This window comes from Nocardioides sp. (genome assembly GCF_044226765.1).
In the GTDB taxonomy this organism is placed as follows: domain Bacteria; phylum Actinomycetota; class Actinomycetes; order Propionibacteriales; family Nocardioidaceae; genus Nocardioides.
Map to the genome: position 1 here is coordinate 66,025 of NZ_JBGAGJ010000011.1, position 11,951 is coordinate 77,975.

Genomic DNA, 11,951 nt, shown 5'->3' on the forward strand with positions numbered 1-11,951 from the left:
GACACCAGGAGCGGTCATGCAGCTCATGCAGTACGAGATCACCCTGCCCGCCGACTACGACATGGGCATCATCCGCCGCCGCGTCGCCACCCGCGGGTCGAAGACCGACGAGTTCCCGGACCTCGGCTTCAAGGCCTACCTCATCCGTGAACGAGGCCGGCACGGTTCGCCGGTCAACCAGTACGCGCCGTTCTACTCGTGGGCCCGATCGGGCGGGATGAACCAGTTCCTCTTCGGTCCACCCTTCGAAGGGATCCGCGCCGACTTCGGACGCCCGGTCGTGCGGACCTGGCAGACCGTCGGCGCCTTCAACGGGCCAGTGCCCTCCCGGCTGCCGATCGCAGCCACCCGGGACATCGCGGCCATCGATCCCGCGGAGGCGCTCGACGAGGTCGCGTGCCGGCTGATCGACGAGGCGAACGCCCTCGCCGACCAGCCTGACCTCAACGCCGTCTCTGTCGGGATCGACCCGTTCACCTGGCAGCAGGTGCGCTTCGCCCTCTGGAAGGGCGAACCGCCGCACGAAGAGCCTGGCGACCGGTACGACGTCCTGCACCTCTCAGACCCGCTGCGGGGGAGCCTCCCGGAGGGCAGGGCGTGGTGAGTGCGCGCGACCCGGTCGCCGGTGACGGGGCACCGTTGGCGGACAGCTTCCCCGCTCCGAGCGTGAGCGCAGCCTTCTCGCCCCATAGGCTTCTGCGCGAGTACCTCGCTGCCCGGGGGCTCGCGATGCCGGCTGGGGCGAGCGCCCGCAAGGTCGTCGAGGAAGCCCACGAGCTCGCCGCAGAATGCCGCCGCGACACTCCCGAGCCGGCGAAGATCATGCACGAGCTGGCGGACGTCGTCTTCGCAGCGATGGTGGTCGCGGAGCATCACGGGTTCACCGTCGAGGAAGCCATGCGGTCGAAGATCGAGCTCGACACCGGGCGCGAGCGGAGTCATCCGGGCAGCGGTTGCTCCACCTGACACCACGCGGCGGCAGCCAGTCGGGAGCACCGCAGCGAGCGCGGAGATCGAGCTGTGCGGCAAGTGAGCGCAACGGCAGCGGGTCCGTTCCGGGGGAGACGACCGTCGACGAGTCGGGCCCCTCAGCGCTGTGCAGTCGGGCGTCGGAACAACTCGACAGCGGCGATCCCCGCGGTGCAGCAGATGACCAGGACGATCGCGACTGGGAACGCTTCGCGGATCCCGCGGGCGCCCGCGAGGGCACCGAGAACCGCGATCCCCACGCTCTGACCGACCTGCCGGGCGGTGTTGTAGATGCCCGAGGCCAGACCCGCGTCCTTCGCGCCGAGGGCGGTGCTCGCGGTCTTGTTCAGGGCCGTGGAGTAGATGCCGGTCCCCACGCCGATGATGAACTCGGCCGATACCAGCAGCCACGCGCGCTCCACTCCGGTTGCACCCAGCAGAGCGAGCATTCCGGTTGCCGCCACAGCAGTTCCGACGAGGATCATCGAGCGGGTCCCGCTTCGCATCAGGTGTGGGTTCACCACCACGCTGGCCAGCACGGTTCCGATCGCGAAGGAGGCGAGCAGCAGCCCCCCGGCAGAGGCGGAGACGCCCCAGGCGGTCTGGAGGTGGACGGCCAAGAAGAACTGGAGCCCATAGGCACCGAACTGGAAGGCGAACCCACCAGCGACCGCGGCGGAGAATCCGGGGCTGCGAAAGACCTGCAACGGCATCATCGGCGCGTCGGACCTGCGCTCGAGCGAGACGAAGGTTGCGAGCAGGCCGAGGCCCGCACCGAGCAGTACCCAAGCGAGCGGAGAAGCGGTGCCGTTCCCGGTCTCGATGAGGCCGGACACGAGCGCGACCAGGCCGGTTGTGCCCGCGATCTGGCCCGCCACATCGACACGTTGCTTCACCTGTGTCGCTTCCGGGCTGCCGGCCGAGCCCACCAGCCACGCCCCAGCGATCGCGATCGGTGCCGTCAGCCAGAAGACGCCACGCCATCCGATCGAGTCGGTCAGGAGGCCTCCGAACAGCGGGCCCGCCGCCATCGCCGCCCCGCCGAAGAGGGTCAGCAGGTTCACCGCGCCGGAGCGGTGCTGAGGATCGGTGAAGCTCTTACCGACCAGGGCCAGCACCATCGGCAGCAGCAATGCGGCGCACACGCCTTGGGCGCAGCGGCTCGCGATCAGGAGTCCGAGTGAAGGGCTGAGTGCACACGCAACGGAGGCGGCGGCGAAGCCGACGGCGCCGATGCGGAACAGCTTCTCGGCTCCGACTCGGTCGCCCAGGCTTCCTCCCAGCAGGAGCAGGGAGGCCAGCGGGAGCGTGTACGCGTCCACCACCCACGACATCTCGCCGGTCGGTACGTCCAGCTGCCGCGCGATGGTGGGAAGAGCGAGGTTCAGTGCGCTGCCGTCGAGCACGATGGCGATCCATCCGAGATAGATGGCCCATCCGCGCGGCGACCATTCCGTCGTGACCCGAGTGGACGCGTACGGCGGAGCGGCGAGGACGCTCACGCGCGCGCCGCCGTCAGCAGTGCCAGGACACCCTCGATGGCCTCGTCGAAGACGGCGACGTCCTGGGCGGCACGCGTCAGGACGTAGGCGCCTTGCAGCGTTGCCGCGATGGCCGCCGCCGTCGCGGTCGCATCCAGGTCATGCCGGAGCTCGCCCGCGTCGACCCCGGCCGAGATCACCGCCGCCAGCTGCGCGCGAATCCACGCGAACATCTCGTTGACTGAGCGTTGCAGTGCCGGTGAGTCGATCACGTCGGAGTCCTGCGCGAGCCTGCCGAACCGACAGCCCTTGAGCACCTCGCGCTCCCGGCTCAGGTACGCCCGGATGTGCTCGACCGCGCCCGTGCCCGAGGACAGGTCGGCTGCGACCTGGCTCCGCATCTCCGCGGCGTTCCGCTCGATGGCCGCCTGCGCCAGCGCCTCCTTCCCGCGGAAGTGGTGGTACATGCTCCCCTGGCCGGCGCCGGCGGCCTCGAGGATCGCTCGGGGACTCGTCGAGGCGTAGCCCCGCTCCCACAGCAGCTCTCGGGTCGCCTCGATCAGGTCGTCTCGGGTGCTCATGCCGCTACTGTACATACTAGTAGGTACAGAACCGAATCGTGCTGATCTCTGGTGATGCGCCAAGGCCGTGAGGACTACCAGGAAGCGCCGTCGAGCCGGACCCGCAGCCATCGAAGGCAGGCGTCGGCTTGAGCGAGCTGGAACCGTCGGATGGTCGGCATCTCCGGTCGCGCGGGCTGACGGCCCTGCCAGGAGAAGTAGCCGGCCAGGCCGGCCACGGTCGCCGTCATCGCGTCCGGATCAGCGGCGACGAGTCCGGGCGAGCTGTTCAGCTGTGCCTCGGGATCGTGTTCGCCGAAGACCGCCGCGTTGAGCACCAGGGTGAGGCTGTCGACCCATGGCGCACCGAGCGACGCCCACGGCCAGTCCACGACGACGACGCCCTCGTCGGTGAGCAGCAGGTTGTCGGCACGGATGTCGCCGTGCACCAGTGCGACACCGTCCATCGCCTCGAGGCTGTTGCGGCCGAGGTCGGCCAGCTCGGGCAGCCGGTCGACCGCCCAGGGATCGAGGTCGGTCGGCACATCGGCGGCGAGAGCGTCCCAGCGAGTGAAGTCGTCGGCCACGGCGTCGACGAGGCGCGGCAGGTCGGGCAGCGGTGATGGGGAGAGCAGCACGGCCATCTCGCCGAGCGCGATGAGGCAGCGGGTCAGATCCTCGGTCCTCCACGGCATCTGCGGCGAGCGGCCGTCGACGTCCTCGAAGGCGAGCGCGACCCACTGGCCGTCGTCGTATGCCCCGAGCAGGCGCGGGGCGAACCCGGCGTCGGGCAGCGACGTGGTCACGGCGATCTCACGTCTGTGGATCGCGGGGGTGTCCGGGTTCACCTCCGCGCCCACGGCCTTGACGAAGGCGCGTCGCCCGTCGGCGAGCACGACGCGGTCTGCGCTGCCTGGCGAGAATCCACCCGGCTGGCTCTGTGCTGAGATCACCGTCGACCCGAACTGACTTTCGATGGCGGCGCGAACGACGTCGGGGATCTGGCTCCACTGCACGCGCGAACCCCCGCTCGCAGCGGGCGGCGCGCGGACGACGCGAGGGTCGGGCGCCGTGGTCATGAGGGCAGCCTGTAGGACTCGTGCGCGTCGGGCAAGCCGCGACGACCACGTGGGGGCGTCGCCGGAACGGTTGCACCACCAGGTGCTGAGCAGGCGCCGACCCGACAGGCGTCAGGCGAGCAGGTGCTTGTGGGCGAGCGTGAAGTCCAGGAAGCTGCGGGCCGCTGCCGAAGCGTGCCCCTTGCTGGGCCAGGCCACGATCGAGGTGCGTTGCAGCAACGGCTTGAGCTGGACGAGGTGTACCGGCGGCCCAGGGCTGAGGAGAGACGATCGGGGAAGGATGGTCACCCCGAGCCCGGCGGCGACGAATGCTCTCGCGGCGCTCATCTCGCCGGTCTCGAGCGCGATGCGCGGCGCGAAGCCAGCTTCGGCGCAGGCTTGGAGGATCTGGTCGCGGACCGCGGATCCTGGACGGTGCAGGACGAAGGGCTCCTCGGCCAGCTCACTGAGGCGGACATGCCTGCGCTGCGCCAGGCTGTGGCTGCTGGAGACGGCGAGCTCGTACGGCTCGGTGATGAAGGGTTCGTGGTCGAGTCCGGACATGTTGACGTGGGCCCGTTGGACGACCATCGCCAGGTCGAGGGTGCCGGTGCGTACCGACTCGAGCATGCCGTCGGAGACGATCTCGTTGATGGCGACGTCGACGGCCGGGTATGCGCTCCTGAAGGCGGCCAACAACTCGGGGAGCCGAACCTCCATCGACTGCCACGCCCCCAGCCGCACCCGTCCGGTGACCTGACCGACGTAGCTGCGGACCTCGTCGACTGCGACCTCGAGCTCGCGGAGGGTCCGCTCCGCCCCGCGCTCGAGCACCTGTCCGGGCGTGGTGAGGGACACCCCTCGACTGTGCCGCTCGAACAGCTTGACCCCCAGCTCCCGCTCGAGTTGGAGGATGGCCTGACTCAATGCGGGTTGAGCGATGTGCAGGTCCTCCGCGGCGCGGGTGAAGTGCAGACGCCGGGCGACGGCGAGGAAGTACCGCAGCTGTCGAGAGTCGACCATAAGTAGAGCCTATCAATGTCAGCACGAACAAGACTTGGACTCAATGGCTGGTTGGTCTCAGGCTTGCTGCATGACCTCCACGCAAACGCCGCGTGACCCAGGTGGGGACCGCGTGTCGTCCTACGTGCTGATCGTGAGCTACACCGCACCGCTGCGCGCGGTGGACGCCGCGATGCCTGCCCACCGCCGATTTCTCGACGAGCACTTCGCCACCGGCGAGTTCCTCGCTTCCGGGCCCCGCGCGCCCCGCGTCGGAGGCGTCATCCTCGCTCGCTTCGATAGCCGCGCACGGCTGACCTCGGTCATCGCGGCCGACCCGTTCGTGCGCCAGGGGCTGGCCACCTACCAGGTCATCGCCTTCCATCCCACCCGCGGCCCCTTCGCTCTGCCGATGAGTGACCCCACCGCGTCCATCCCGGGCCCCTGACCGACGCGCGACCAGCTCAACCGCGACACCAGGAAGTCCGCCACCATCGCCATCGAGGAGCAAGGAGCACGCGGCATGAAGACGCCGAATCCCGTCCACACCCCGACCGTGACCACCGGGTCGGTCGAACTCGTCACCACCGCCTCCGGTGGGCGCAGGAAGCATCTCGCCCTGGTTGCCATGCTGTTCGCCGTGTCGATGACCTTCATCGACCAGACGATCGTCGCCATCGCGTCGCCGGCCATCCAAGACCAGCTCGACCTCAGTCGGACCGGCTCGCAGTGGGTCGTCAACGCCTACCTGCTGGCGCTCGCCGCGACGTTCGCGCTCGGCGGCCGCATGGCCGACGTGATGGGACCGCGCCGGATGGTCGTCCTCGGGATCACCGGCTTCGCGGTCACCTCGGCCCTGTGCGGAGCCACGCCGCACGGCTCGATGGCCGGGGTGTGGATCATCACCTTCCGGTTGCTGCAGGGCTTCTCAGGCGCTGTCATGATCCCCGCGGCTCTCGCTGTCGTCGTGGCCGCTTTCCCCGTGACGGAGCGCGGACGTGCGCTGGCCGTCTTCTTCGGGGTCAGCGGCGCCCTCACCTCGGTCGGTCCGATCGCCGGCGGCTTCCTGACCCAGTGGACCTGGCGGGGGATCTTCTGGATCAACGTGCCGATCGCGGTTCTCGCGCTGATCATCACGGCGTGTGCTCAGATCCCCAGCACCCGCCGCCCAGAGCGGATCGACGGACGTGGAGCCGCCCTCGTCGCCGTCGGCATGGGGATGTCCGTGATCGGCTTCCAGGAGGCTCAGACGTGGGGCTGGACGAGCCTGGCCACCTGGGGCTGCATCCTGGGCGGCGTCGTCGTGCTCCTCGTGTTCGCGGTGGTCGAGCTGCGGACGGCGTCGCCGCTCATCCAGGTGCGGATCTTCACCGACCGCGAGTTCGTCATCGACAACATCGTCCTGTTCCTCGCCATGGTCGCGTTCGTCCCCGTGTTCTTCTTCGCCAGCCTCTACGCGCAAGCCTCCCTGGGGTACGACGCGAACCAGGCCGGTCTCTACCTCCTCGTGCTCTTCTGCGGCTTCGCTCCCGCCGCGCAGGTCGGCGGCCGGATGCTCGACAGGGACGGCGCCCGGCGTCCGATGATCCTCGGCAGTGCCCTCGCCGCCGCTGGGTTCGCGCTGTGGGCCTCGAGGCTGCACGAGTACTCCCTCGGCGCTCAGTGGCCGTTCATCATGATGGCCGGCGCGGGCATCGGCCTGCTCCTCGGCCCGGCCAGCACCGACGCCGTCAACCGCTCGATCGATGCGTCGTACGGTGAGGTCACCGGCATCACCCAGACCGTCCGTAACTATGCCGCCAGCCTCGGCCTCGCAGTCCTCGGCACCGTGCTCACCACCGTGCTCACCGAGCGTCTGACCGGCTCCCTGATCGACTTCGGTGTGCCGCGGGGGCAGGCCGCCGCCGTTGCGCACGACGCCGCCCGTGGCGGTGTGGACAGCTCCAGCATCCTGTCGCCGACGCTCGCCGAGCATCTCCATGCGGCGGTCGCCCGTGACTTCGCCACGGCGAGTCAAGCCGTCTTCTACGGCATGGCGATCGCACTCGCCGTCTGCTTCGTCGCCGCCCTCAGCTACCCCCGCCGCTCCCTGTGAATCCGCCGACCCGGGAGACCGAACCGAGTCTCTCGTCCCACTTCCCGCCGCACCACCAGCCCTCAGGAAGAGCACTCATGGACAACGACCAGTTTCTTTCCACACCCGATGAGTCGATGACGGTCGGCCGCTCTGCCGACCTGCTCGGGCACCATCAGAGGCACGCCACCTCTCGCGGACCCCGCGGAGCCGCTCAGTTCGCCCGCCTGATGCATCGCGACCCTGACCAGGCGCTCGCCGTCGTCCGCTCGTCATCGCCCCAGATGGGCGAGTGGCTTCTCGGCGGTGCCTTTGCAGGACCACTGTCGGGGTCCGACCTGACCATGGCGCAACGAGAGCTCGCCACGGTCGCGGTCCTTGCCGCCCTTGGCGACACCGGGGCGCAGCTCGCCATGCACGTCGGTGCGGCTCTGGGGCAGGGCATCACCGCGACCGAGCTGCGGGCCGTCGCCGAACATGTGTCGGTCTACGCAGGCTTTCCGCGAGCACTCAACGCGCTCGCCGTCATCGATCGCGTCCTTCGCGAGGCCGGAGCCGATGTTCCGCCGGCGCTACGACAGGTTCTGCTCAGCGACCACGTCACGACCGTGGCGCACGCTGGAACCTCTGGCCCCCCGGTCGTGCTGGTCCACGCCCTCGGGCTCGACTGGCGCATGTGGGAGCCCGTGCTCGCGGACCTCGCAGTCGGGCGCACCGTCTATGCCTACGACCTCCGAGGGCACGGCTCGGCTGCTGAGGCCGCTCCCCCCTCGTCGATGACGGATCTTGCCATCGATCTGTTCGACGTGATGAACGCGCTGGGCCTGGACCGCGCGCACCTCGTCGGCCTCTCCTACGGTGGCGGCATCGTTCAGACCGCCGCCACGATCGACCGGGATCGGTTCGCCTCCATGACCCTCATGGCCACCACCAATGTCGCCTTCGAGGCGTTCGAGGGCCGAGCCCGCTCGATCGAGGACCAGGGGATGGCGGCACAGGTGGCACCTTCGCTGGTGCGCTGGTTCACCGCAGATGCCCTCGCGGTCAACGGCTGGGGCGTCCGATACGCCCGCGACGCAGTGCTACGCCACGATCCGGAGCATGCGGCTGCGGCCTGGCGAGCGTTCAAGACCATCGACGTCAAGGGGCGCAACCGCGGGTTCGGTGCCCCCACCCTCGTCTTGGCGGGTGAGAGCGACGCGTCGACCACCCCGCAAGTGATGTCCGGTATCGCGGCCGACATCGCGGGAGCGCAATACGCAGAGATGCCCGGGACGCCGCACATGCCAACCCTGGAGCGGCCGGAACTGGTGGTGAAGGCGCTCAACGCCTTCTTGCCTCGAGAGTCAGGCGGAGGGATGTCGAGCAACGCCGGCGACTGAACGTCACACCAAGCTGGCGAAGCCGGCCGCTGCGGAGATCGCTCTCGCCGGGCGGCTTTCTCCGCAGCGGCAACGCGCCATGGGGAAGATCAGCTCGCATCAGGGGGTGGTGCCGCTTGAGCGGTGCCAGGTCAACGGGAGGGGCGGTCGCCGGCCACGTATACCCCCTCTGACCTGCGATTCGAAATCGCGCAGATCCCACACAGAGGTCTTCGTACCCTCAACGCGAAGTCCTCGCTGAATCATCGAGGCTGGCCCGGCGGATGGTGGGCCGGCCTCGAAGCGTGCGTCAGGTGAGTCGCTTGCGGAACCACACCTCGGCGTACGGGCCCGCGGAGTGCGGTTCGGACTCCGAGAAGCCCATCGACCGGTAGAGGGCCTGGGACTCCACGAGGTCGTGGCGGGTGTCGAGGCGGAGTTCCTCGAGCCTCCACTCCCGGCCGAGCGACTCGACCGCGAGCAGCAGGGCGCGCCCCAGTCCACGACGCCGGTGGGACGCCACCACGTGAAGACGCTGAACCTCGCCCACGGCTGGCTCGACCACGGCGAGGCCGACGCACCCGACGAGTTCCCCGGAGAGTCGGTCCATCGCCACCAGGAACATGCCGGCCGGCGGCTCGAGCCCCTCGAGCGGGTGCAGGGCGAGCGCGTCGGCCACCTCGCTCTCGGTGGCTGGTCTGCCGTAGTAGCGGCCGGCGACGTCGACCAGGTACGACCGCACGGCGGCGCGCGCCTGCCGGGAGTCCGACCTGACCTGGTGGATCTCGATGTGCGATGTCGGGTAGCTCCTCACGTGCCGACGCCCGACTGTGTGTCGTCGCCAGCCGCTGCCCTGACGCGGATGACGACGGGGAGGCCGTCGGCGTCCTCAGGGATCATCTGGTCAGTCCCTCCTCGGTCGCACGGGTGACGGGTGCAGATTCTGGCCGCCTCGGGTGCAGCTCCGCGAACGAGTTCGCAGAAGAGACGCGAAGCCCTCGCAGACGACGATCCCGTGGGCTGCCCCGACGAACACCAGCCCTCTCGTCGGGATGGTCGGCGGCGGGGCGTTCTCGCCTCGTTGACCAGCTGCCGCCCGGAGCTGGGGGTGGCTGCTGCGCCCCGTGTGCGTGGCACGATCCGCCCCATGGCAGCGGAAGACATCACGACCAGCTCTGGCGACAACGCCCCCCGATACCGTCGCAGCGTGGGCGAGGCTGACGCCCAGCTGGACCAACGGCTGTCCGACGAGCTCGACGTGGTGAACGCGGAGGCGACGCGAGGCACCGCGCCTGCCCGGGAGCTGACCGTGCGGATCCAAGACGGCGCGGGCGAGCTCGCCGCCGGCATGAGCGGGTGGACGTGGGGCGTCGCGGCTGGGATCGGCATGACGTGGGTGCGGGCGGACACGCGCGGTGCGGGGTTGGGCGGCAGGCTGCTCGCCGAGTTCGAGGCCGAGGCCATGACCCGCGGGTGCACCCACGTGTTCGTCACTTCGTTCACGTTCCAGGCCCCGGGCTTCTACGAGCGCCACGGGTACCGCGAGATCTTCCGCTGGGAGGACGTGCCCGTGGTGGGAGCCGCGGACGTGCACTTCCGCAAGGAGCTCTGAGTCCCAGAGCGCTGTGTGTTCGTGCCCAGCACGGGGCTGATCCGGTGCCGACGGGTCCGGGCGTGCGGCCCGGACGTAATCGGCCACCGCCTGCGTCGGTAGCGCATATCTTGTCTGGAGGTCAACGGATCGGGCCACCTGTCCGAACCAGCGACGTCCCAGCGGTTCCGCGCGCACACCCAGGATGCGGACCGCCCGGTCCGTCGCGCAGTCGTCGACGGGGGAGGAACGCATGGGACCTGAGCTCGCGTTGCCTGCGGCCGCGCCGCGAGAGGCGGAGTTCGGGCACGACGCGCTGATCGTGTGCGACAACCTGGTGCGGATCTACCAGACCGAGAGCGTCGAGGTGCAGGCGCTGCAGGGCCTCGACCTGCTGGTGCACGAGGGCGAGATGGTCGCGCTCGTCGGGGCGTCCGGCTCCGGGAAGTCGACGCTGCTGCAGGTGCTCGCCGGCGTCGACGCACCGACGGCCGGCCGGGCCCGGGTGGCTGGGCAGGACCTGGTGGACATGAGCCGCTCCGACCGGGTCCGCTACCGCCGGCACGTGGTGGGGTTCGTGCGCCAGCAGTCGACGCAGAACCTGGTGCCCTACCTGACGGCGCGGCAGATGGTCGACCTGCCGCTGACGATCGCCGGCGTACCCCGCAAGCAGCGGCGCGGCCGCGCCGAGAGCGTCCTCGAGACGCTCGGGGTCGCCGACTGTGCCGACCGCCGGCCCCACCAGATGTCGGGGGGCCAGCAGCAGCGGGTCGCGCTCGCGGTCGCCCTCGCGAACCGGCCGCGCGTGCTCCTCGCCGACGAGCCGACGGGCGAGCTGGACACCGAGACGGCCGCGGAGGTCTTCACGGCCCTGCGTACCGCCAACCGCGAGCTCGGGGCCACGGTCGTGATCGTCACGCACGACACCGGGGTGAGCGGGCAGGTGGCGCGCAGCATCGCGATCCGCGACGGGAGGACGAGCAGCGAGACGCTGCGCGAGGGCGCGACCGAGCACGCCCCGGGCACCGCCGAGGAGTACGCCGTCATGGACCGCGCCGGTCGGGTGCAGGTGCCGCGGGAGTTCCGCGAGGCCCTCGCCCTGTCCCGTCGGGTCCGGCTGGCGCTGACGGCCGACCACGTGGAGATCCGCTCGGACGACCGGGGCGAGGGCGCGTGACCTCTCCCGGGCAGGATCCCGTGGCCGACCCCGTGATCGTGGCGCGGTCGCTGAGCCGCACCTACGGCTCGGGACCCACCACGATCCACGCGCTGCGCGAGGTCTCGTTCGACGTGGGGCCCGGGGAGATGGTCGCGGTGGCGGGCCGGTCTGGCTCGGGCAAGACCACGCTGCTCAACCTGCTGGGCGGCCTGGACCAGCCGGACAGCGGGACGCTGCAGGTGGTGGGCGCGGACCTGACGGCCTTGGACGACGCCGGGCTCAGCCGCCTGCGCCGCGAGCACATCTCCTACGTGTTCCAGACGTTCGGACTGATCCCGGCACTGACGGCGAGCGAGAACGTCGGCGTGCCCCTGCGGATGCGGCGGATGCCGGTGGCCGAGCGCGAGCAGCGCGTCGAGCTGCTGCTGGACCTCGTCGGGCTGCGCGACCACGCCCAGCAGCTGCCCGGCGAGCTCTCCGGCGGCCAGCAGCAGCGGGTCGCGATCGCGCGAGCTCTCGCCGACCGGCCAGCTCGACGCCGAGACCGGCGTGGCCGTGATGGCGCTGCTGCGGGCCATCGTGGACTCCGAGCAGATCACGGCGGTCGTGGCCACCCACGACCCGACGATGATGGCGCTCGCCGACCGCGTCCTCACGATCGCCGACGGCCAGGTCCACGGCTGAGATGACGGGCCC

The 11,951-nt window shown here is 70.2% G+C and carries 13 protein-coding genes; 8 read left to right on the forward strand and 5 right to left on the reverse strand.

The window, feature by feature from the left end; genetic code table 11:
- Nucleotides 1-16 precede the first annotated feature (16 nt).
- Both ACILRH_RS19115 and ACILRH_RS19120 read left to right on the forward strand, forming a co-directional pair.
- Nucleotides 17-604: a DUF4865 family protein gene (locus tag ACILRH_RS19115; RefSeq protein ID WP_395695656.1), complete on the forward strand. Its 588-nt coding sequence runs from the start codon at nt 17-19 to the stop codon at nt 602-604.
- A gap of 62 nt (nt 605-666) precedes the next feature.
- A complete protein-coding gene (locus tag ACILRH_RS19120; protein ID WP_395695657.1) occupies nt 667-966 on the forward strand; it encodes a MazG nucleotide pyrophosphohydrolase domain-containing protein in 300 nt (99 codons plus the stop codon).
- 122 nt (nt 967-1,088) lie between these two features.
- Here ACILRH_RS19120 and ACILRH_RS19125 read toward each other — a convergent pair whose 3' ends face one another.
- From ACILRH_RS19125 to ACILRH_RS19140, 4 genes are all read right to left on the reverse strand, one after another.
- Nucleotides 1,089-2,471 (reverse strand): MFS transporter, encoded by a 1,383-nt coding sequence (locus tag ACILRH_RS19125; RefSeq protein WP_395695658.1) that lies wholly within the window; start codon nt 2,469-2,471, stop codon nt 1,089-1,091.
- Complete coding sequence (locus ACILRH_RS19130; protein WP_395695659.1) at nt 2,468-3,031, reverse strand: TetR/AcrR family transcriptional regulator; 564 nt, start codon at nt 3,029-3,031, stop codon at nt 2,468-2,470. The genes ACILRH_RS19125 and ACILRH_RS19130 overlap by 4 nt, the downstream gene beginning before the upstream one ends.
- A 74-nt stretch (nt 3,032-3,105) precedes the next feature.
- Complete coding sequence (locus tag ACILRH_RS19135) at nt 3,106-4,089, reverse strand: phosphotransferase (RefSeq protein WP_395695660.1); 984 nt, start codon at nt 4,087-4,089, stop codon at nt 3,106-3,108.
- A 111-nt stretch (nt 4,090-4,200) separates the two neighbouring features.
- Entirely contained in the window at nt 4,201-5,091 is an 891-nt protein-coding gene (locus ACILRH_RS19140; protein WP_395695661.1) for a LysR family transcriptional regulator, read from the reverse strand.
- 112 nt (nt 5,092-5,203) lie between these two features.
- On the opposite strand from ACILRH_RS19140, the gene ACILRH_RS19145 reads away from it, so the two are divergent.
- The 3 genes from ACILRH_RS19145 (at nt 5,204) to ACILRH_RS19155 (ending at nt 8,526) form a co-directional block, all read left to right on the forward strand.
- Nucleotides 5,204-5,518, forward strand: coding sequence for a YciI family protein (locus ACILRH_RS19145; RefSeq protein ID WP_395695662.1), 315 nt, complete (start codon nt 5,204-5,206; stop codon nt 5,516-5,518).
- A gap of 75 nt (nt 5,519-5,593) precedes the next feature.
- Complete coding sequence (locus ACILRH_RS19150) at nt 5,594-7,165, forward strand: MFS transporter (protein WP_395695663.1); 1,572 nt, start codon at nt 5,594-5,596, stop codon at nt 7,163-7,165.
- Between the two features lie 77 nt (nt 7,166-7,242).
- Complete coding sequence (locus ACILRH_RS19155; protein ID WP_395695664.1) at nt 7,243-8,526, forward strand: alpha/beta fold hydrolase; 1,284 nt, start codon at nt 7,243-7,245, stop codon at nt 8,524-8,526.
- A gap of 289 nt (nt 8,527-8,815) precedes the next feature.
- Here ACILRH_RS19155 and ACILRH_RS19160 read toward each other — a convergent pair whose 3' ends face one another.
- Nucleotides 8,816-9,319 (reverse strand): GNAT family N-acetyltransferase, encoded by a 504-nt coding sequence (locus tag ACILRH_RS19160; RefSeq protein WP_395695665.1) that lies wholly within the window; start codon nt 9,317-9,319, stop codon nt 8,816-8,818.
- Between the two features lie 393 nt (nt 9,320-9,712).
- On the opposite strand from ACILRH_RS19160, the gene ACILRH_RS19165 reads away from it, so the two are divergent.
- From ACILRH_RS19165 to ACILRH_RS19175, 3 genes are all read left to right on the forward strand, one after another.
- Nucleotides 9,713-10,117, forward strand: a complete 405-nt coding sequence (locus tag ACILRH_RS19165; protein ID WP_395695666.1) for a GNAT family N-acetyltransferase — start codon at nt 9,713-9,715, stop codon at nt 10,115-10,117.
- Nucleotides 10,118-10,349: 232 nt separating this feature from the next.
- The gene (locus ACILRH_RS19170; protein WP_395695667.1) at nt 10,350-11,273 is read left to right on the forward strand and encodes an ATP-binding cassette domain-containing protein; all 924 of its coding nucleotides are present in this window, start codon (nt 10,350-10,352) and stop codon (nt 11,271-11,273) included.
- Between the two features lie 20 nt (nt 11,274-11,293).
- The gene (locus tag ACILRH_RS19175) at nt 11,294-11,944 is read left to right on the forward strand and encodes an ABC transporter ATP-binding protein (protein WP_395695668.1); all 651 of its coding nucleotides are present in this window, start codon (nt 11,294-11,296) and stop codon (nt 11,942-11,944) included.
- Nucleotides 11,945-11,951 lie beyond the last annotated feature (7 nt).